Source organism: Streptomyces sp. NPDC037271, from assembly GCF_055603605.1.
On the sequence record NZ_JBVJVN010000003.1, the window covers coordinates 283049 to 302945 of the forward strand.

Here is a 19897-nt window from a genome sequence, read left to right on the forward strand (position 1 = left end):
ATACAGTGCCCTCATGAGCAGCAGGCCCACACCGTTCGACGAACTGGACCGGAAGATCGTCACCGCCCTGATGGCGAACGCCAGGACGTCCTTCGCCGAGATCGGCGCGGAGGTCGGGCTGTCCTCGACGGCGGTCAAGCGCCGGGTGGACCGGCTGCGCGAGACCGGCGTGATCACCGGGTTCACGGCGACGGTGCGGCCCTCCGCGCTGGGCTGGCGCACCGAGGCGTACGTGGAGGTCTACTGCGAGGGAGCGGCGCCGCCCAGACGGCTGGCGGAGGTCGCGCGGGGCTATCCGGAGATCACGGCGGCGATGACGGTGACCGGTGGCGCGGACGCGCTGCTGCACGTGCGGGCACGGGACGTGGAGCACTTCGAGGAGGTGCTGGAACGGATCCGCGCCGAGCCCTTCATCCGCAAGACGATCAGCGTGATGGTGCTGTCCCATCTGATCGCGGACAGTCCGGAGGCGGGCGCGAGCCACCCGGCGCCCGACGGCTCGCCCCGGGGAGCGACCGGAGACGCAGCAGACGTGCGCTGACCTGGCGCAGGACGCAGCGTTCCTGCGCCAACACGCAGCCATTGTCGCTTGTCGTCCGTCTCCTCCCCTTCCTACCGTGGTGTCATCACCCAGTCACACCCCGTCAGGAAGCGGAGGAACCCCTCTGTGCCCGAATCCCGTGTGCCGCGCCGGCGGCGCTTCCTGGTCTGCGAACCCAGACACTTCGCCGTGCAGTACGCGATCAACCCGTGGATGAGCACCGGCCGGCCCGTCGATGTCCTCCGCGCCCTGGACCAGTGGCAGGCGCTGGTCGACGCCTACCGGGCCCACGGCCACACCGTCGACACCGTCGGGCCGGTCCCGGGCCTGCCCGACATGGTCTTCGCGGCGAACTGCGCGGTCGTCGTCGAGGGCCGCGTCCTCGGCTCCCGCTTCCACGCACCCGAGCGACGTCCCGAGTCCGTGCCCTACGAGGCGTGGTTCAAGACGGAGGGCTTCGAGGTCCACCACCCCGAGGCGGTCTGCGAGGGCGAGGGCGACCTGGTCCCGGCCGGCCGCTGGATCCTGGCCGGCACGGGATTCCGTACCTCCCGCGAGGCGCACCGCGAGGCGCAGGAGTTCTTCGGCGTGCCGGTGATCTCGCTGACGCTCGTGGACCCGTACTTCTACCATCTGGACACGGCGCTGTTCGTGCTCGACGACGGGACCGGCGGAACCGGCGGAACCGGCGGAACCGGCGGAACCGGCGGAACCGGCGGAACCGGCGGGAACATCGCCTACTACCCCGGGGCCTTCTCGCCCGGCAGCCGCGAAGTGCTCGAACGGCTCTACCCGGACGCGGTGATCGCCACCCGCGAGGACGCCATGGCGTTCGGGCTGAACTCCGTCTCCGACGGACGGCACGTGTTCCTCTCGCCCGGGGCCAGGGGACTCGCCGGTCAGCTCGCCGGCCTCGGTTACGTCCCCGTCCCCGTCGACCTGTCCGAGTTCCACAAGGCCGGTGGCGGCATCAAGTGCTGCACCCAGGAGATCCGGGAGATCCGCTCATGACCGCACCCGCCCGCACCCGAGGGTCCGAGGAGCTCATCCGCGCGGAGGAGCCCGTCCTCGCGCACAACTACCACCCGCTGCCCGTCGTCGTGGCCCGCGCCGAGGGCGCCTGGGTCGAGGACGTGGAGGGCCGCCGCTACCTGGACATGCTGGCCGGGTACTCGGCGCTCAACTTCGGCCACCGCCACCCGGCGCTGACCGAGGCCGCCCACCGCCAGCTGGACCGGCTCACGCTCACCTCCCGCGCCTTCCACAACGACCGGCTCGCGGACTTCGCCGAGCGGCTGGCCGCGCTGACCGGCACGGACATGGTGCTGCCGATGAACACCGGCGCCGAGGCGGTGGAGAGCGGCGTCAAGGTGGCCCGCAAGTGGGCCTACGAGGTGAAGGGCGTCCCGGCCGACCGGGCGACGATCGTGGTCGCGGCGGACAACTTCCACGGCCGTACGACGACGATCGTGAGCTTCTCCACGGACGAGACGGCCCGCTCGGGCTTCGGTCCCTTCACCCCCGGCTTCCGGGTCGTCCCCTACAACGACCTGGCGGCCATGGAGGCGGCGGTCGACGAGACGACGGCGGCCGTGCTGATCGAGCCGATCCAGGGCGAGGCGGGGGTCAACATCCCGGACGACGGCTATCTGGCGGGCGTACGGGAGCTGACCCGCCGGGCCGGGTGCCTGTTCATCGCGGACGAGATCCAGTCGGGTCTCGGGCGCACGGGGCGCACCCTGGCCGTCGAGCACGAGTCGGTCGTGCCGGACGTGGTGCTGCTCGGCAAGGCGCTGGGCGGCGGCATCGTCCCGGTCTCGGCGGTGGTCGGCAGCCGGGAGGTGCTCGGTGTGCTGCGCCCCGGCGAGCACGGTTCGACGTTCGGCGGCAATCCGCTGGCGGCGGCGGTCGGCACGGCGGTGGTGGAGCTGCTGGAGACGGGCGACTTCCAGCGCCGGGCGGCCGAGCTGGGCGTGGTGCTGCGCGAGGGCCTGACCGCCCTGGTCGGCAGGGGTGTCGTCGGTTTCCGTGCGCGCGGGCTGTGGGCGGGCGTCGACGTCGACCCGGCGCTCGGCACCGGCCGCGAGGTCAGCGAACGCCTGATGCGCGAGGGCGTCCTCGTCAAGGACACGCACGGCTCGACGATCCGCCTGGCGCCGCCGCTGACCGTCACCGGGGAGGAGCTGGAAGGGGCGCTCGGGACGCTGGAGAAGGTCCTGACGTCCTGACCTCGGCTCGAGGTGCTGTCACGGAGCGGCTCGGCCCCGGTCGAGCCGCTCCACGTGCGCCATGTTGTCCCGGTCCTCGGCGTCCGCGCCGGGCCCGCCCGCGAACCAGGCGTCGAGGATCTCCCGCAGCAGCGGCGCCGAGGTCAGCCGCAGGCCGAGTGCGAGCACGTTGGCGTCGTTCCAGCGGCGGGCCCCGTCCGCCGTGTACGCGTCGGTGCACAGGGCCGCCCGCACGCCCGGCACCTTGTTCGCGGCGATCGACGCTCCCGTACCGGTCCAGCAGCAGACCACCGCCTGGTCGGCCGTGCCGTCGGCGACCTCGCGCGCCGCGCGCTCCGAGCACACCGCCCACCGCGGGTCCGCCCCGGGGCGCAGCGCGCCGTGCGTCACCACCTCGTGGCCACGCCCGCGCAGCTCCTCGACGAGGAGGCGGGCCACGGGTTCGTCCATGTCGGAGGAGACGGAGATCCGCATGGGGGAAGGGTACTCACCTCATCGGCTCAACCGCATGACCGAAGTCACGACCATACCCACGATGATCGGGGGAACGGTACGACCTGGAAACCGTACGACCGAGCAGCGCTCCGCCAGGGGCGTCTGCGCGTGGAAAGGGAGGCCGCCACGTCCCCCACCGAGAACGGCCAGGAATCCGACACCGCCGCGGTCCGCCGCCACCCGGCCCTCTTCCGGGCCGTCAGACGCCGGCAGAACCCGCGGCTCCGCCGGTCGGACATCACTGTCACGGACGAGGCCGCGGTCAAGCGGGCCGTGAAGGCGGCCTCTCTCGGCAATGCCATGGAGTGGTTCGACTTCGGCATCTACGCCTATCTGGCGGGCACCATCGGCCGCGTGTTCTTCCCGTCCGGGAGCGACACCGTGCAACTGCTGTCCTCGTTCGCCACGTTCGCCGTGGCGTTCCTGGTGCGCCCGCTCGGCGGCATGGTCTTCGGCCCGATGGGTGACAAGGTCGGCCGCAAGAAGGTGCTGGCGCTGACGATGATCCTCATGGCGATCGGCACCGCCGCCATCGGGCTCATCCCCAGCTACGCTTCCATCGGCTTCTGGGCCCCCGTCCTGCTGATCGTGTTCCGCCTGCTCCAGGGCTTCTCGACCGGCGGCGAGTACGGCGGTGCCTCCACGTTCATCGCCGAGTACGCGCCCGACAAGCGGCGCGGTTTCTTCGGCAGCTTCCTGGAGCTGGGAACGCTGGCCGGGTACACCGGCGCCGCGAGTCTGGTCACCGCGCTCACGGCCTGGCTCGGCAGCGACACCATGGACGCCTGGGGCTGGCGCATCCCCTTCCTGATCGCGGCGCCGCTCGGCATCGTCGGTATCTATCTGCGGCTGAAGCTGGACGACACGCCCGCGTTCCTGAAACTGGAGGACGCCAACGTCCACATCGCGGAGGCGGCGACCGCGGTGGAGACCACCGCCCGGGGCGACCTCGCCAAGATCTTCCGTACGCACTGGCGCTCGCTGGTGCTGTGCATCGCGCTCGTCGGCGCGTACAACATCACCGACTACATGCTGCTCTCGTACATGCCGACGTACCTGTCGGACGAGATGCACTACAGCGAGAGCCACGGTCTGATGATCCTGGTGGCCACCATGGTGGTGCTGATGCTGATCATCAACCAGGTCGGCCGCCTGTCCGACCGCTTCGGCCGCAAGCCCCTGCTCATGACCGGCATGGTCAGCTTCTTCGTGCTGTCCGCCCCGGCCTTCGTGCTGGTGCAGGAGGGCAGCCTGCTCGCCGTCTCGGCCGGCATGCTGATGCTCGGTCTCTCCCTGGTCTGTCTGCTCGGCACGATGTCGGCGGCGCTCCCGGCGATGTTCCCGACCAACGTCCGGTACGGGTCCCTGTCGGTCGGCTACAACCTGTCGGCGTCCCTGTTCGGCGGTACCACGCCGCTGGTCATCACCGCCCTGATCAGCGTGACCGGCTCCGACATGATGCCGGCCTACTACGCGATGGCCGCGGCGCTGATCGGTGTCGTGGCGGTGGCCTGTATGAAGGAGACGGCCCAGCAGCCCCTCGAGGGCTCCCCGCCCTCGGTGCAGACCGACGAGGAGGCGGCGGAGATGGTGGAGGCGCAGGCCCCGACGCCGAGGTTCTGAGCGGCGGCACGGCCGGCGGGCCGGGTACGTCCGGTTCCGGGCGGGCCCGTCCCGCACCTACACTGGCACCCCGGCGGACGCCGGTTGACCAGTGAGAACAACGGCGAACGAGCCGTCCCGCCGGGGTGAGGAGCGACGCCGTGTTCTACTACGTCCTCAAGTACGTACTGCTGGGCCCGCTGTTGCGCGTCCTCTTCCGCCCCCGGATCGAGGGGCTGGACCATGTACCGGCGTCGGGGGCGGCCATCGTCGCGGGCAACCACCTCTCGTTCGCGGACCACTTCCTGATGCCCGCGGTGCTCAGGCGCCGCATCACCTTCCTCGCCAAGGCCGAGTACTTCACCGGCCCCGGCCTCAAGGGCCGGCTGACCGCGTTCTTCTTCCGCAGCGCCGGGCAGATCCCCGTCGACCGCTCGGGCAAGGAGGCGGGGCAGGCCGCGATCCGCGAGGGGCTCGGCGTCCTGGGCAAGGACGAGCTGCTCGGCATCTACCCGGAGGGGACGCGCTCGCACGACGGCCGGCTGTACAAGGGCAAGGTCGGCGTCGCGGTGATGGCGCTCAGGGCCGGGGTGCCGGTCGTGCCCTGCGCGATGATCGGCACCTTCGAGGCGCAGCCGCCGGGGCGGAAGATCCCGAAGCTGCACCCCGTGGTGATCCGCTTCGGCGAGCCCCTGGACTTCTCCCGCTACGCCGGCCTGGAGAGGGAGAAGGCCGTGCTCCGCGCCGTCACCGACGAGATCATGTACGCCGTCCTGACCCTGTCCGGACAGGAGTACGTCGACCGGTACGCGGCCGAGGTGAAGGCCGAGGAGGCCGCGAAGGCGGCGAAGCGGCCGAGGTTCCCCCGGCTGCCGCCCCGCTAGGAACCCGTTGCCCGCCGTCCGGCGGCGGTCGTGCACCGTCGCCCCCGGTTGAAACCGTCGTCCGCCGTCGGCAGCACGTCGTCTGCCATCGGCAGCGCGTGGCCGCCGTCGGCAGCACGTCGTCCACCGTCGGCAGCACGTCGTCCACCGTCGGCAGCACGTGGCCGCCGTCGGCAGCACGTCGTCCACCGTCGGCAGCACGTCGTCTGCCGTCGGCAGAACAACGTGGCCGGGCGGCCGGCCCGCCCCTACGGTCGCCTCATGACACGTGCTGTGGTGGTCGGAGCGTCGGGGCAGATCGGACGAGTGGCCGTGGGGGCACTGGCCCGGGACGGCTGGGAGGTGACGGCCGTCTCGCGCGGCGGCGAGCGGGACGGGGACTGGCCCGGGGACGTGCGGGTGGTCCGGGCCGACCGGGAGGACGACGCCGCCCTGTCGGCGGCGGTCGGTGACGGCTGTGACGTCCTGGTGGACATGGTGGCCTTTGGAGTCGGGCACGCGCGGCAACTGGTCTCGCTCGCCGGGCGGGTCGGCTCGGCCGTGGTGATCTCCAGTGTGTCGGTCTACGAGGACGACAAGGGCCGCAACTTCGACACCCAGGCCGAACCCGGCGGCTTCCCCGAGTACCCGGTGCCGCTCACCGAGGAGCAGCGCACCGTCCGGCCGGGCGACACCTCGTACCCCACCCGCAAGGTGGCGCTGGAGCGGGAGCTCCTCGCGGCCGGCGACCGGTTGCCCGTCACTCTGCTGCGCGCGGGCGCGGTCCACGGGCCGTACTGCAGGACGCCGCGCGAGCTGTACTTCGTCAAGCGCAACCTCGACGGCAGGCGCCGGCGCGTCCTCGCCTACGGCGGTGCGAGCCGCTTCCACCCGGCGAGCGTGCACACCATCGCGGAGCTGGTCCGGCTGGCCGCCCCGCGGCCGGGTACGCGCGTCCTGAACGCCGTCGACCCGGATGCGCCGACGGTGGCGGAGATCGCGGCGGCGATCGACTCGGTGATGGGCGTAGAGACGGAGGACGTACTGGTGGACGGGCCGCCGCCCGCGGACGGTGTGGGAGACACGCCGTGGTCCGTTCCCTCGCCGGTCGTGTGCGACATGTCCGCGGCCGAGCGGGAGTTGGGCTACCGGCCGGTGGTCCGGTACGCCGAGACCCTGCCGGACACGGTCGCCTTCATCGAGGAGCGGCTGGCCGGACGGGACTGGCGGGAGGCGTACCCGAAGATGTTCCGGGCGTACGGCGACCTCTTCGACTACGCGGCGGAGGACGCCTGGCCGGCGGCGCGGCAGGGCTGAGCAGGGCAGGGCAGGGCAGGGCAGGGCAGGGCACGATACAGGGGCGGCCGGGGTGGGCCGCCCCTCCTCGTGCCCGCTGTCGTCACGGCGCTTCCTCGCCGGTCCGACGAGTGGAGGAACGCGTTCGGCCGACGGCTCCTCAGCCCCGCGAGGCCGATGCCTCGTCCAGCAGCCTCCGCAGCCGCGACGCGTCGCGCGCCACGGCCGTCACCGGCGCGGCGGGCCCGGCGAGCGGCGTCACGGCCGGTCACGTCAGCCGGATTCGTCCGACTGATCACCGGGGCCGTCGGTGACCTGACGCATGCTCAGCAGTCCCCGCACGCCCGCCTGGAGAGCCTCCGGCGAGAAGCTGCCGAACAGCGCGTACTGGGCCCCGAAGCCCTGCACCGTGGCCATCAGTGTCCGGGCCACGGCGTCCGGGTCGACGTCGTCGCGCATCATGCCGGTTTCCTGGTAGCGGATCACGACCTTCGCCCAGGCGGCCGTCGCCTTGGCGAACCCCTCACCCAGGAGGGCGGACAGCGCGTCGTTGCGCAGCGTCTCGGACCAGGCCTGGATCATCAGCCGCGGGAACAGCCACTCGCCGCTGTCCGTCACCGCCGGCCGCTCCCGCGCCATGTGCGCCAGGGTGCGGGCGATGAGTTCGTCGGGCATGGGCGGCGGGCTCTCCTGCGCGGCACGTTCGTACACGTCGCGGATGGCGTCCAGCACCTCGGTGACGATGGCCTCGATCAGCTCCTCCTTGCCGCTGAAGTAGCGGTAGACGGCCCCCGCGGAGAGGTCGACCTCTTTCAGCACGTCCTGCATCGACGTGGCGTGGAAGCCGTTGCGGGCGAAGCACAGCGCGGCGCCGTCGAGGATCTGCCGGCGGCGGGCGTCGAGGTGTTCCTGGGATACGCGGGCCATGACGCCAATCTAAAACGAACATTCCTTCTTGACAAGGCGCCCGAGACCGCCGCACCGTGGAGGCGGGACTAAAACGAACGATCCTTCTTTCAGAGGAGTCACCCATGTCCGGCCCCTCCGCTCCTCACGGCCGCCGTGTGGCCGCCGTCGTCGTCCTGCTTCCCGTACTGGCGGCACTGGCACTGTGCGCCTTCGCCTGGCCGGCCGCCCGTACGTCCGCCCGCGATCTGCCGCTCGGCGTGGCGGGACCGCCCGCCGCGATCACGCAGGTGGAGCAGCGGCTCACCCAGCGCGAGGACGCCTTCGAGATCCACCGCTACGCCGACGGGGCCGCGGCCCGCGACGCCGTCGAGGACCGGACCGTGTACGGCGCGGTGGTCGCCGGCGACCGGGGCACGAAGCTGCTCACGGCGTCCGCGGCGAGCCCCTCCGTGGCCCAGCTGCTGCAGCAGGCGGTGACCGGGCAGGCCTCCGCCACGGGGACGCCGGTCCAGGTGGTCGATGTGGTGCCCGCCCCCGAGGCGGATCCGCGCGGCGCGGCCCTGGGCGCGAGCGTGCTGCCGCTCGCACTGGCCGGGATCGCGACCGGCGCCGTGGTGACCCTGCTGGGGTTGCGCGGCGTGCGAGCGGCCGTCGCGGTGACCGGCGCCGCCGCGTCGACAGGCGCGGTCGCGGCGGTGGTCGCGCACAGCTGGCTCGGGGTGGTCACCGGTGACTGGTGGGCCGTGGCCGGCGTGTTCGGGCTGTCGGCCCTGGCCGCGGGCGCGGGCGTCGCCGGGCTCGGGGCGCTGCTCGGGCGCGCGGGTGTCGGGCTGGGCGCGGCCGTGATCATGCTGCTGGGCAACCCCTTCTCCGGCGCGTCCTCGGCGCCGGAGATGCTGCCCCGGCCGGCCGGCGCGATCGGCCAGTGGCTGCCGCCGGGCGCGGGCGGCTCGCTCCTGCGCTCGGTGTCCTTCTTCGAGGGCGCCGCGGCCACCGGCCCCGCGCTCACGCTCACGTGGTGGTCCCTGCTGGGCCTGGGCGCGGTCCTGCTCGGCGGCGCACTGCGACAGCGCGCACCCGGCGCCTCACCGGCGCCCGACCGGGCCCCGGCCCCGGCCGCCTGATCCCCGGCCGTGCACGACCGGGCCGCGGACCCCGCCACGGTACGGGGCCCCGGCCCGGCCGCCGTGCGCACCGGTGCGTCAGGGCCGGAGTGCACGCCGGCACCCTGGCCCGGGCGCCGCGCGTGCGGGACGGTGAACGGCGGGCGGCGCGCGTCAGCCTTCCGCCGTGTTCCGGCAGTTGACGCGCCGGCGGCCGAAACGGACCAAACGGCGTACCCCCTTTCGGCGTAGGAACACCCTCGATTTCCGACCGGCCGAAGTTGCGCGACCGCTGCTGCTCACGCGGCGGAACGAGCCGCTCCGCCGCTGGTCCCGGGCTCGTCACCACCCCCGGCGGTGACTCGAACGCGGAGGTGTCCACCCGAACGGGCGAGTGGCGTGTAACAACACAAAGGGCACGTTCCGTTGGGATTCTCCCACTGGGCGAGACAAGATCCGTGACTGACGACAAGCCCTCGCCGCAGCGGCGGGGCGGTCCGGGCGGACGCCGAGTCCTGCCGCCGCCCGGACGACCGGTCGACAGGAGTGGATCGGCAGGAGTGGAGGACCCGAGCACGACGGGTCGCCGGAACGGTCGTCTCCGAGAGAGAAACCGGGCCGAGCAGCCCTTGGGGTGAAGCCGCACTCGTGCGGCCGGGCAACTTCGCCAGCCCGAATCCGACAGGTCATCCTTCACAGGCGGCTGACGAAGGGTTGCGCATGTCTGCGCTCAATCGTGTCCCGTCGCTGATGGCCCGTGCCGGTACGGCCTCGGCCCTCACCCTCGCCGCGATCGGCGGATCCGTCGTGGTCCCCGGTGCCGCCTCCGAGGCGGCCGCGGCGACCTATGCGGCGAAGGCCCTCAAGATCGCGGCCTCCAAGAAGGGTTCACCGTACAAGTGGGGCGCCGTCGGACCACGCAGGTTCGACTGCTCCGGGCTGACCCTGTATTCGTTCAAGAAGGCCGGTAAGAAGCTGCCGCGCACCGCGGCTCAGCAGTACAACAAGACCCGTCATATTTCCGCCAAGAACCGCAAGGTCGGCGACCTCGTCTTCTTCCACTCGGGCAGCAGCGTCTACCACGTCGGCATCTACGCCGGGAAGGGCAGGATCTGGCACGCCCCGAAGACCGGGGACGTGGTCCGTCTGCAGAAGATCTGGACCGGCAGCGTCTGGTACGGCCGGGTCAATTGACGTCCGATCCTCGCCCGGAAGGGCGGGGTCTCCTGGCACGGCCCGCCCACGGCCTCGGCGGGTCCCCGCTTCGACGCGCTGTGCCGGTACCCGTACCGGCCCTGCCCCCACCCGACGCGCCGAGGCCGCCGGTCCGGCGGCCCTGGCGACGTCGGCCGCCCCGTCGATGTGCCGGTCGGGGACGGCCCCGCGCCCCGCACGCCCCGCGCTCCCACACGCGCACGTGCGGCGGTTCGGTACTGCCCTCGACGCTCACACGGAACAGACTCGCGGCGAGTGCCGCCGGCGCCTCACCGTTCGGGCTCCTGCCGTCCCGCGACCCGCCCCACGGCCGTGGCCGGCTCGGGCGGCACCGGACTGCTCGGCGGCGTCCAGGGCAGTTCGATGAAGACGGTCTTGCCGCCCTCGCGCGTGCGCCGCACCCTCAGCTTGCCGCCGCACTCCGCCGTCAGCCAGCGGATGATCACCATGCCGCGGCCGTTGTCCTGCTGGACGGCGGCGGGCAGACGCTTGGGAAACCCCGGATGGCTGTCGGTGACGCCGATGCGCAGTCGCTCGTCGCGGTCGAGCACGAGGTCCACCGTGAAGGTGGGTGACTGTCCGAGCGTGTGCTGGACCGCGTTGGTGGTCAGCTCGGAGACGATGAGCCGGACGGTTTCGGACACCTCGGTGTCCGCCGGCAGGCCCCACTCCACCAGCGTGCCGACCACATAGGTACGCGCGGCGGCCACCGAGGCGGGATCGCTCGGCAGAGTGACGGATGCTTCCAGATGGTCTGCCATGGCGACGTCGTCCCTTTCCCACGGGACCGCAGCCGGACACGGAGCGGATGGTTCGAGTACGGTCCCGGACTGGTGCTTTGCCGTCAGACTGCCACCACCAGGCCCGGTAAGGGCGGCGATCCACCAAGATCTGCATATATCTGTCGCTCGATGCGGTGAACTCTGCGACGGCAGAGCGTATTTGGGCGGCTCATAAGGAGTAGAGGAGTGGCCCATGCAGCACGGCCCCGTGGTGCGCCGCCGGAAGCTGGGCGCGGAACTGCGCGCCCAGCGCACGTCGGCGGGTATCACCAGCGGCGAGGCGGCCCGGCTGGTGGGCTGGCACCAGTCGAAGGTCAGCCGGATCGAGACCGGGACGAGCGGGGCGAAACCGGCCGACGTGCGGTTACTGCTGGACGCCTACGGCGTGGACGACGAGCAGCTGCGGGAGCTGCTGGTGATGCTGGCGGGCTCCGACGACGCGGGCGGCCGGAACCACTGGTGGCACGCCTACCGAGGGGTGCTGCCGCCGACCTACCGTGACTTCATCAGCCTGGAGTCCCAGGCGAGCGCGATGCGCACACTGGAGACCACCGTGGTCCCCGGTCTGCTGCAGACGCCGGAGTACGCCCGCGCGGTGACGCGTGCCGCGGTGGACGGGCTCCCGGAGGAGCGGCTGGACACCCTGGTGGAGGTGCGACTGGCCCGGCAGGACGTCCTGCGGGCGCAGCCGCCACTGGAGCTGAGCGCGGTCCTGGACGAGTCGGTGCTGCGCCGGGAGGTGGGCGGGCCCGGAGTGATGTCCCGTCAGCTGGCGCGGCTGGTCGATGCCGCGCGCCTTCCCCATGTCCGGCTCCAGGTCCTGCCCTTCGCCGCCGGGGCGCACATCGGTGTCACCGGGCCTTTCGTAATCTTCTCCTTTTCGAGCACTTCTGATCTGGACGTGGTTGTTCTCGACCACTTGACGAGTAGCCTGCACCTCGAACGGAAAGAAGACCTAGAGGCCTACACCGAGGCCTTCAACACCCTTCTGATCCATGCCCTTTCGCCCGAGGACTCGTTGGACTTCATCGCCGCGACAGCGGCAGGCGCGTAAGGAGGCACCATGACAGACTCCGTGTCCGAACTCCCCCGGAACATCCCGTCCAGTACCGATCTGCCCGGCATGCGGTGGCTGCGCAGCAGCTACAGCACCGGGGCGAACAACTGCGTCGAAACGGCACGGCCGTCGTCCGGCCCCTGGGCCGGACTGCTCGCCGTGCGCGACTCCAAGGACCCGGCCGGGCCCGCGCTGCTCTTCTCCCCCGGGAGCTGGGCGTCGTTCACGGCCGGGATCCACCGCCGCTGACTCCGGCCGGGCATCGGACGACGCACGGCCGTGTCACGCCGACTCATGGCCGCGTCTCGCCGATCACCCGCACAGCGCGTTCGATCTGTTCCCCGGAGAGGTCCGCACGAGCGGTCAGCCTGAGCCGTGAGATGCCGTCGGGCACGGAAGGAGGGCGGAAGCAGCCCACGGACAGGCCGGCCGTACGACACTCGGCCGCCCACCGTACGGCCCCCTCCGGGGAGGGGGCGCGCACCGAGACGACCGCGGCGTCGGGGCGTACCGCAGACAGCCCCAGGGCCGTCAGACGGGCGTGCAGTCCGGCCGCCACCGCGCGTGCCCGCGCCGCCCGTTCGGGCTCGCGGCGCAGCAGGGTGAGCGCCGCCAGCGCCGCGCCCGCCGCCGCGGGTGCGAGGCCGGTGTCGAAGATGAACGTCCGGGCCGCGTTGACCAGGTGCTCGATCACCCGGGCGGGACCGAGCACGGCCCCGCCCTGGCTGCCGAGCGACTTGGACAGTGTCACCGTCACGACGACGTCGTCGGCGCCCGCGAGTCCCGCCGCGTGCGGGGCGCCCCGGCCGCCCTCGCCGAGGACGCCGAGGCCGTGGGCGTCGTCGACGACCAGCCCGGCGCCGTGCTCACGGCACGCCCCGGCGAGCGCGGCGAGCGGCGCGGCGTCGCCGTCGACGGAGAAGACCGTGTCGGAGACGGCGACGGAGGGGCCGCCGTGCGCCGCCAGCGCCTTGCGTACGGCGTCCGGGTCGGCGTGCGCCACCACCTGGGTCGTGCCGCGGGCCAGCCGGCAGCCGTCGATGAGCGAGGCGTGGTTGCCCGCGTCGGAGACGACGAGGGAGCCGTGCGGCGCCAGCGCGGTGACCGCGGCGAGGTTGGCCGCGTAGCCGGAGGAGAAGACGAGCGCGGCCTCGAAACCGCAGAAGGCGGCCAGTTCGCGTTCGAGTTCGGCGTGCAGTTCGGTGGTGCCGGTCACCAGCCGGGACCCGGTCGAGCCGGCCCCCCACGTCCGCGCGGCCCGCGCCGCGCCCTCGGTGACCTCCGGGTGCCGGGCCAGTCCGAGGTAGTCGTTGCTCGCCAGGTCCAGCAGCGGCGAGCCGGACGGACGGGGGCGCAGAATCCGTACGAGTCCGGCCCGGCGGCGCGCCTCGGCCTGCTCGTCGATCCAGCCGAACGCCATGGGTCGGTCCTCCGGTGTTTTGTAGGCAGTGGACAGACATTAGCGGTACGGCCGCCCCCGCGAGGTGTGGCGATACCCACACGGCGATCTGTCACTGTTGTGCGAAGTCTCCTTGGCCCCGGGTGGCCCCTTAGGACAGGATCGGCTCTCATGGACCTGCTGAACACGCTGGTGGACAAGGGGTTTCGGCGCGTGTCGCCGACCCGCGAGGAGGCGCTCGCCGTCCTCGCCACTTCCGACGACGACCTGCTCGATGTGGTGGCCGCGGCCGGCAAGGTGCGCCGTCACTGGTTCGGCCGACGGGTGAAACTCAACTATCTCGTCAACCTGAAGTCGGGCCTGTGTCCCGAGGACTGCTCCTACTGCTCGCAGCGGCTCGGCTCCAAGGCCGAGATCCTCAAGTACACCTGGCTGAAGCCCGACCAGGCCTCGCAGGCCGCCGCCGCGGGGGTGGCCGGGGGCGCCAAGCGGGTGTGCCTGGTGGCCAGCGGACGCGGTCCGACCGACCGGGACGTGGACCGGGTCTCGGACACCATCAAGGCCATCAAGGAGCAGAACGAGGCGGTCGAGGTGTGCGCCTGCCTGGGCCTGCTCTCCGACGGCCAGGCGGAACGGCTGCGCGAGGCGGGCGCCGACGCCTACAACCACAACCTCAACACGTCCGAGGCGACGTACGGGGACATCACGACCACGCACACGTACGCCGACCGGGTGGACACGGTGCGCAAGGCGCACGCGGCCGGGCTGTCCGCCTGCTCGGGACTGATCGCGGGCATGGGCGAGAGCGACGAGGACCTGGTCGACGTGGTCTTCTCGCTGCGCGAGCTGGACCCCGACTCGGTGCCGGTGAACTTCCTGATCCCGATGGAGGGCACGCCGCTGGCCACGGAGTGGCACCTCACCCCGCAGCGCTGCCTGCGCATCCTGGCGATGACGCGGTTCGTCTGCCCGGACGCCGAGGTGCGCATCGCGGGCGGGCGCGAGGTCCACCTGCGCACGATGCAGCCGCTCGCGCTGCACCTGGCGAACTCCATCTTCCTCGGCGACTACCTCACCAGCGAGGGCCAGGCCGGCCACGCGGATCTGGAGATGATCGCGGACGCCGGTTTCGAGGTGGAGGGCGTCGGCCGGGAGACCCTGCCGGAGCACCGGGCGGCGGGCCGGGGCGGCTGCGGGTCGCACGAGGGTGGCGGGGCCTGCGGTTCCGCCCCGGCGGAGGAAGGCTGTGGCTCCGCCCCGGCGGAGGGAGGCTGTGGCTCCGCCCCGGCCGCGGGAGGCCGCGGATCCGCCGCGACCGCCGAACCGGTGGTGGCCGGCGAAGCCCGTACGGACCTGGTCGCCGTACGCCGCCGTGGTGCCGGAACGGACCTCGCGCCCAATGCCTGAGCCCGCGCTGACCGTGGACGAGTTGCTGGCGCTCGACCGGCGGCACGTCTGGCATCCGTACGGCCCCATGCCCGGCCGGCAGGACCCGCTCGTCGTGGAGTCGGCGAGCGGGGTGCGGCTGCGGCCGGCCGACGGCTCCGCCGAGCTCGTCGACGGGATGTCCTCCTGGTGGTCGGCGATCCACGGCTACAACCACCCGGTGCTGAACGAGGCCGCGCGCGACCAGCTGGACCGGATGAGCCACGTGATGTTCGGCGGTCTCACCCACGAGCCCGCCGTACGACTGGCGAAGCTCCTTGTCGACATGTCACCCGATGGCCTGGAGCACGTCTTCCTCGCCGACTCCGGGTCGGTGTCGGTCGAGGTCGCGGTCAAGATGTGCCTGCAGTACTGGCGGTCGCTGGGCCGCCCGGCCAAGCGGCGTCTGCTGACCTGGCGCGGCGGCTACCACGGCGACACGTGGCAGCCCATGTCGGTGTGCGACCCCGAGGGCGGGATGCACGAGCTGTGGACGGGCCTCCTGCCGCGCCAGGTCTTCGCGGACGCGCCGCCGGCGGAGTACGAGGAGTCGTACGCCGATCACCTGCGCGCCCTGATCGAACGGCACGCCGACGAACTGGCCGCGGTGGTCGTCGAGCCGGTGGTGCAGGGCGCCGGGGGGATGCGGTTCCACTCCCCCGCGTATCTGCGGGTGCTGCGCCAGGCGTGCGACGCGCACGGCGTGCTGCTGGTGTTCGACGAGATCGCGACCGGGTTCGGGCGTACGGGCGCGTTGTTCGCGGCGGAGCACGCGGCGGTGACGCCGGACGTGATGTGCGTGGGCAAGGCGCTGACCGGCGGCTATCTGACCATGGCGGCCACACTGTGCACGTCGGAGGTGGCCGACGGCATCGCGCGGGGCGAGGTGCCGGTGCTGGCCCACGGGCCGACGTTCATGGGCAATCCACTGGCGGCTGCCGTGGCGTGCGCGTCGATCGGGCTGCTGCTCGGCCAGGACTGGCTCGCGGAGGTCAAACGGATCGAGGCGGGCCTGCGGGAGGGCCTCGCGCCCGCCGCCGGAACGCCGGGCGTGCGGGACGTACGGGTACTCGGCGCGATCGGCGTGGTGCAGCTCGACCACGCCGTCGACATGCGGGCGGCGACGGCGGCGGCCGTGCGCGAGGGCGTGTGGCTGCGGCCGTTCCGCGACCTGGTCTACACCATGCCGCCGTACGTCACGGACGACGCGGACGTGGCACGGATCGCCCGCGCGGTGTGCGCGGCGGCAGGGGAGGGATGACATGCCGGTACTGGTGATCACGGGCACCGGCACGGAGGTCGGCAAGACCGTCGTGACCGCCGCCGTCGCCGCGACCGCGCTGGCGGGCGGCCGGTCGGTGGCCGTGCTGAAGGCCGCGCAGACGGGCGTACGGCCGGACGAGTCCGGGGACGCCCAGGAGGTGGCGCGCCTCGCGGGTCCCGTGACGGCGGCCGAAGTCGCCCGCTACCCGGAGCCGTTGGCGCCGGGGACGGCCGCGCGGCGGGCCGGGCGGGCTCCGGTGCGCCCCGAGGAGGTGGCGGAGGCCGCGGGCAAGCTGGCCACCGAGCACGACCTCGTGCTGGTCGAGGGCGCGGGCGGGCTCCTCGTACGCTTCGACGCGGCCGGCGGGACGCTGGCGGACGTCGCCGGACTGCTGGGAGCGCCGGTGCTGCTGGTGGCGTCGGCCGGGCTGGGCACGCTGAACACGACGGAGCTGACGGCACGTGAACTGCTCTCGCGCGGGCTGGAGCTGACGGGTGTGGTGATCGGCAGCTGGCCGGGGTCCCCGGACCTCGCGTCGCGCTGCAACCTCGCGGATCTGCCGGAGGTGGCCGGAGCCCCCCTGCTCGGCGCCGTGCCCGCCGGAGCGGGCTCCCTGCCGCCGGCCGCCTTCCGGTCGGCGGCCCCGCACTGGCTGGCGCCCTGTCTGCGGGGCTCGTGGGACGCGGACGCGTTCCGGCGACGGGAGGGTCCCTGACCGGTGGCGGGTCAGTACCGCGGGAGGTCAGTACCGCGGACACCGGTCAACGCCTGGGCGACACAGCCCCTGGCCGGCGCGGACCGCGGACACCGGTCAACGCCTGGGCGACACAGCCCCTGGCCGGCGCGGACCGCGGCACCCGGACCACGGACACGCTCCGAGCGGCCCCAGACCCACTCCGACCGGCAGGGCGCGCGCCCGTACGTCGGCCACCACCCGAGCACCCCGGGCGGCGGCCGCCCTCACCGGTGGCCTCCCCGGCCGGCGAGCCGGGTGGAGCGCGTCCGGGACCGGACACGCTCCGCGCCCGGGAGGCGTCCTGACCGGCGGTACGGCTCGAGGCCGGCCGCCGGTCCGCACCGTGGGGTCAGGGGTCCGTGCCGTCCCGGCCGGCATCCCCGGCCGACCGCCCGGACCGTGCGGGACGCCGGCGCGGGGCACGGCCCGGTCTCTGGGCGGTCCGGCATCGGCGAAGGAGCCGCCCGCACGGTGGGTGCACGGCGCTTGTACGGGGGACAATCGTGGTAAGGCACCACCTCGTGAGGGAGGTCCCATGGCGCTGCGATCCACCCGTGCCCGCGGGGTGCCGCGGGACGCCGTGCACCATCCGCTGTTCGCCCGCTGCTACGCCCGGGTCAGTGTGCGGGCCGAAAACCGGATGGGCATGGGGCCGGTGCGCGAGCGGCTGCTTGCCGGGCTGTCCGGACGGGTCATCGAGATCGGCGCGGGCAACGGCCTGAACTTCGCCCACTACCCGGGCACCGTCTCGGAGATCGTCGCCATCGAACCGGAGCGCACGCTGCGGCGGTTGGCCGTCGAGGCGGCGCTGCGCGCCCAGGTGCCGGTCGACGTCGCGCCGGGCGCGGCGGAGGCGCTGCCGGTCAAGAGCGAGGCCTTCGACGCGGCTGTGGTCTCGCTGGTGCTGTGCAGCGTCCGCGATGTGCCGCGGGCGCTCGGGGAGCTGAGGCGGGTGCTGCGGCCCGGCGGCGAGGTGCGGTTCTTCGAGCACGGCCGGGGCGGCGGCCGGGTGATGACCTTCACCCAGCGCGCGCTGGACCGGACGCTGTGGCCCGCGCTGTCCGGCGGCTGCCACGTGTCCCGCGAGCCGGTGGCCGCGCTGCGGGAGGCCGGGTTCGCGCTGGGCCCCTACCGGCGGATGATGATGCCGGAGAACGGGCCGCCGCTGCCGAGTTCTTACTGCGTGCTCGGCACGGCGTGGCGGCCGGCCGAAGCCGAGGCGTAGTCGCAGTCGCAGTCGCAGTCACAGTCACAGTCACACGCTCCACCGGCGCAGCTCGTCCGCGATGTCGTCGACCGATGCCTCACCGCTCTTGACCAGCAGAGCGAGATCCCGCACCTGCTCGGGAGTGGTGGCGACCTTGACCCCGCCGGCGACCAGGTAGGCGTAGGCGACCGCGGAGGCGAACAGGGCGTTGGAGCGTTCCAGAGCGGGGACGTGGATCAGCAGTTGGAGCAGCGCTGCGGCGCGGGCGTGCGGTCCCTCGTAGACAGGCGTGTCGAATATTTCGGCCCGGTGGCGGGCGACGGCCGCCACGAGCGCTCCCCAGTCGGTGACCTGGGGATCTCCCGGGGTGCGCTGTTCGGCGAGCATGAGCAGCCAGGCGAGATCGATGGTGAGGTCGTTCATCCGAGTTCGTGTGGTCCGGATCGTTGGCCGGGATCGTTGGCCGGGATCGTCCGACGGCTCAGCGGCGTCCGTCGCCGACCTCCTCGGCGAACACCTTCTCGTACTGCCGCATGAAGTCGGCCGCGGCCTCCACGAAGGTGCGGCCGGCCTCGCCGGTGTCCTGCCGGACCAGCTCCTCGATGTAGCGGTTGACGCTCATTCCCCGGGCCAGGGCCCGTTCGCGGGCCGCCCGGGCGGTTCCCTCGTCCACCCGCACGTTCAACTGGGCCTTCTGGGGCTTCGCCATACCTCGAAGCTAGCGCCGGAACGCTAGCGGCGGCAAGGTCCGCCTCCCGCGGAAACCCCGCGGAAACCCCGCGAAATAACGGCGAACCGGTACCACAGGAGGATTCCGGGTGTGGTACGGGTCACACTACTCTGGCGGCCCGCGGAGAGCACCGAGGAGGCCGTCTTGTCCACACCCGCTGCGAAGCACGCCCCCGGTCGGGCGTCGGCCGACGACATCGCCGCCCGGGCGCGCGGCCTGACCAAGGCGTACGGCTCGGGCGAGACCACGGTGCTCGCCCTGGACTCGGTGGACGTGGACATCGCGCGCGGCCGTTTCACCGCGGTCATGGGCCCGTCCGGCTCCGGGAAGTCCACGCTGATGCACTGCCTGGCGGGCCTCGACACCGTCTCGGCCGGCCAGGTGTGGCTCGGCGACACCGAGATCACGGGACTCAGGGATCGGGAGCTGACGCGGCTGCGCCGGGACCGGGTCGGATTCATGTTCCAGTCCTTCAACCTCATTCCGACGCTGAACGCGTTGGAGAACATCACGCTGCCCCAGAACATCGCGGGCCGGAGCCCCGACCCGGAGTGGCTCGACCAGGTCATCGACACCCTGGGCCTGCGGGACCGGCTGAGGCACCGGCCGGCCCAGCTCTCCGGGGGCCAGCAGCAGCGGGTGGCCTGTGCGCGGGCGCTGGTCTCCCGGCCCGAATTGATCTTCGCGGACGAGCCGACCGGCAACCTCGACTCGCGGGCCGGTCTGGAGGTGCTCGGCATCCTGCGGGAGGCCGTGGACGAGCTGGGTCAGACCGTCGTCATGGTCACCCACGACCCGGGCGCCGCCGCCCGCTCCGACCTGGTGCTCTTCCTCGGGGACGGACGGATCGTGGACGAGATGGAGAGGCCGACGTCGGAGGCGGTGCTGGAGCGCATGCGCATGTTCACCGGCGCGGGCTTGCCGGGTGCCCCGGGCTCCCCCTCCGGGGCGGGCTCCCCCTCCGGGGCGCGGTCATCGTCCGGGGCGGGGTCACCCTCCGCGCCCGGCTCACCCTCCACGCCCGGCTCACCCGACAAGGACTGAC

21 protein-coding genes and 1 riboswitch are annotated in these 19897 nt (G+C 72.7%); of the genes, 15 read left to right on the forward strand and 6 right to left on the reverse strand.

Annotation, left to right across the window (positions count from 1 at the left end; genetic code table 11):
• Positions 1-13: 13 nt before the first annotated feature.
• From ACZ7G3_RS09060 to rocD, 3 genes are all read left to right on the forward strand, one after another.
• On the forward strand, positions 14-541 hold the full coding sequence (locus tag ACZ7G3_RS09060; RefSeq protein WP_470924348.1) for an Lrp/AsnC family transcriptional regulator: 528 nt from the start codon (positions 14-16) through the stop codon (positions 539-541).
• 126 nt (positions 542-667) lie between these two features.
• Positions 668-1552 (forward strand): dimethylargininase, encoded by an 885-nt coding sequence (gene ddaH / locus ACZ7G3_RS09065; RefSeq protein ID WP_470924350.1) that lies wholly within the window; start codon positions 668-670, stop codon positions 1550-1552.
• Positions 1549-2769: an ornithine--oxo-acid transaminase gene (rocD, locus tag ACZ7G3_RS09070; protein ID WP_470924351.1), complete on the forward strand. Its 1221-nt coding sequence runs from the start codon at positions 1549-1551 to the stop codon at positions 2767-2769. Before ddaH ends, rocD begins: the two co-directional genes overlap by 4 nt.
• A gap of 18 nt (positions 2770-2787) precedes the next feature.
• Here rocD and ACZ7G3_RS09075 read toward each other — a convergent pair whose 3' ends face one another.
• Entirely contained in the window at positions 2788-3243 is a 456-nt protein-coding gene (locus tag ACZ7G3_RS09075; protein ID WP_470924352.1) for an RpiB/LacA/LacB family sugar-phosphate isomerase, read from the reverse strand.
• Positions 3244-3372: 129 nt separating this feature from the next.
• On the opposite strand from ACZ7G3_RS09075, the gene proP reads away from it, so the two are divergent.
• From proP to ACZ7G3_RS09090, 3 genes are all read left to right on the forward strand, one after another.
• Entirely contained in the window at positions 3373-4887 is a 1515-nt protein-coding gene (gene proP / locus ACZ7G3_RS09080; protein ID WP_426598473.1) for a glycine betaine/L-proline transporter ProP, read from the forward strand.
• Positions 4888-5027: 140 nt separating this feature from the next.
• Entirely contained in the window at positions 5028-5750 is a 723-nt protein-coding gene (locus ACZ7G3_RS09085) for a lysophospholipid acyltransferase family protein (RefSeq protein ID WP_470924353.1), read from the forward strand.
• A gap of 261 nt (positions 5751-6011) precedes the next feature.
• Positions 6012-7046, forward strand: a complete 1035-nt coding sequence (locus ACZ7G3_RS09090) for an NAD-dependent epimerase/dehydratase family protein (protein WP_470924354.1) — start codon at positions 6012-6014, stop codon at positions 7044-7046.
• Between the two features lie 252 nt (positions 7047-7298).
• On the opposite strand, the gene ACZ7G3_RS09095 is transcribed toward ACZ7G3_RS09090, so the two are convergent.
• On the reverse strand, positions 7299-7952 hold the full coding sequence (locus ACZ7G3_RS09095; RefSeq protein ID WP_470924355.1) for a TetR/AcrR family transcriptional regulator: 654 nt from the start codon (positions 7950-7952) through the stop codon (positions 7299-7301).
• Between the two features lie 104 nt (positions 7953-8056).
• Between ACZ7G3_RS09095 and ACZ7G3_RS09100 the strand changes: the two genes are divergently transcribed.
• Together ACZ7G3_RS09100 and ACZ7G3_RS09105 are read left to right on the forward strand one after the other, a co-directional pair.
• Complete coding sequence (locus ACZ7G3_RS09100; protein ID WP_470924356.1) at positions 8057-9058, forward strand: ABC transporter permease; 1002 nt, start codon at positions 8057-8059, stop codon at positions 9056-9058.
• A gap of 553 nt (positions 9059-9611) precedes the next feature.
• A riboswitch (cyclic di-AMP (ydaO/yuaA leader) is annotated at positions 9612-9754 on the forward strand.
• A gap of 3 nt (positions 9755-9757) precedes the next feature.
• Positions 9758-10231, forward strand: a complete 474-nt coding sequence (locus ACZ7G3_RS09105; protein ID WP_426524647.1) for a C40 family peptidase — start codon at positions 9758-9760, stop codon at positions 10229-10231.
• Between the two features lie 290 nt (positions 10232-10521).
• Here ACZ7G3_RS09105 and ACZ7G3_RS09110 read toward each other — a convergent pair whose 3' ends face one another.
• Positions 10522-11013: an ATP-binding protein gene (locus ACZ7G3_RS09110; protein WP_426598478.1), complete on the reverse strand. Its 492-nt coding sequence runs from the start codon at positions 11011-11013 to the stop codon at positions 10522-10524.
• Between the two features lie 214 nt (positions 11014-11227).
• On the opposite strand from ACZ7G3_RS09110, the gene ACZ7G3_RS09115 reads away from it, so the two are divergent.
• Both ACZ7G3_RS09115 and ACZ7G3_RS09120 read left to right on the forward strand, forming a co-directional pair.
• The gene (locus tag ACZ7G3_RS09115; protein WP_426598479.1) at positions 11228-12088 is read left to right on the forward strand and encodes a helix-turn-helix domain-containing protein; all 861 of its coding nucleotides are present in this window, start codon (positions 11228-11230) and stop codon (positions 12086-12088) included.
• Between the two features lie 21 nt (positions 12089-12109).
• Positions 12110-12340, forward strand: a complete 231-nt coding sequence (locus ACZ7G3_RS09120; protein WP_470924547.1) for a DUF397 domain-containing protein — start codon at positions 12110-12112, stop codon at positions 12338-12340.
• Between the two features lie 43 nt (positions 12341-12383).
• Here the strand turns inward: ACZ7G3_RS09120 and ACZ7G3_RS09125 are convergent, their stop codons facing one another.
• Complete coding sequence (locus ACZ7G3_RS09125) at positions 12384-13511, reverse strand: 8-amino-7-oxononanoate synthase (protein ID WP_470924357.1); 1128 nt, start codon at positions 13509-13511, stop codon at positions 12384-12386.
• 150 nt (positions 13512-13661) lie between these two features.
• Between ACZ7G3_RS09125 and bioB the strand changes: the two genes are divergently transcribed.
• The 4 genes from bioB (at position 13662) to ACZ7G3_RS09145 (ending at position 18140) form a co-directional block, all read left to right on the forward strand.
• On the forward strand, positions 13662-14897 hold the full coding sequence (gene bioB / locus ACZ7G3_RS09130; RefSeq protein WP_470924358.1) for a biotin synthase BioB: 1236 nt from the start codon (positions 13662-13664) through the stop codon (positions 14895-14897).
• Positions 14890-16176, forward strand: coding sequence for an adenosylmethionine--8-amino-7-oxononanoate transaminase (locus ACZ7G3_RS09135; RefSeq protein ID WP_470924359.1), 1287 nt, complete (start codon positions 14890-14892; stop codon positions 16174-16176). The genes bioB and ACZ7G3_RS09135 overlap by 8 nt, the downstream gene beginning before the upstream one ends.
• 1 nt (position 16177) lies before the next feature.
• Positions 16178-16894: a dethiobiotin synthase gene (gene bioD, locus ACZ7G3_RS09140; RefSeq protein ID WP_470924360.1), complete on the forward strand. Its 717-nt coding sequence runs from the start codon at positions 16178-16180 to the stop codon at positions 16892-16894.
• Positions 16895-17450: 556 nt separating this feature from the next.
• Entirely contained in the window at positions 17451-18140 is a 690-nt protein-coding gene (locus tag ACZ7G3_RS09145) for a class I SAM-dependent methyltransferase (RefSeq protein WP_470924361.1), read from the forward strand.
• A 30-nt stretch (positions 18141-18170) separates the two neighbouring features.
• Here the strand turns inward: ACZ7G3_RS09145 and ACZ7G3_RS09150 are convergent, their stop codons facing one another.
• Together ACZ7G3_RS09150 and ACZ7G3_RS09155 are read right to left on the reverse strand one after the other, a co-directional pair.
• Positions 18171-18545, reverse strand: coding sequence for a fic family toxin-antitoxin system, toxin component (locus tag ACZ7G3_RS09150; protein ID WP_426598486.1), 375 nt, complete (start codon positions 18543-18545; stop codon positions 18171-18173).
• 58 nt (positions 18546-18603) lie between these two features.
• Positions 18604-18831 (reverse strand): toxin-antitoxin system HicB family antitoxin, encoded by a 228-nt coding sequence (locus ACZ7G3_RS09155; RefSeq protein WP_426598487.1) that lies wholly within the window; start codon positions 18829-18831, stop codon positions 18604-18606.
• A 165-nt stretch (positions 18832-18996) separates the two neighbouring features.
• On the opposite strand from ACZ7G3_RS09155, the gene ACZ7G3_RS09160 reads away from it, so the two are divergent.
• Positions 18997-19896 (forward strand): ABC transporter ATP-binding protein, encoded by a 900-nt coding sequence (locus ACZ7G3_RS09160; protein ID WP_470924362.1) that lies wholly within the window; start codon positions 18997-18999, stop codon positions 19894-19896.
• Position 19897: the final 1 nt, after the last annotated feature.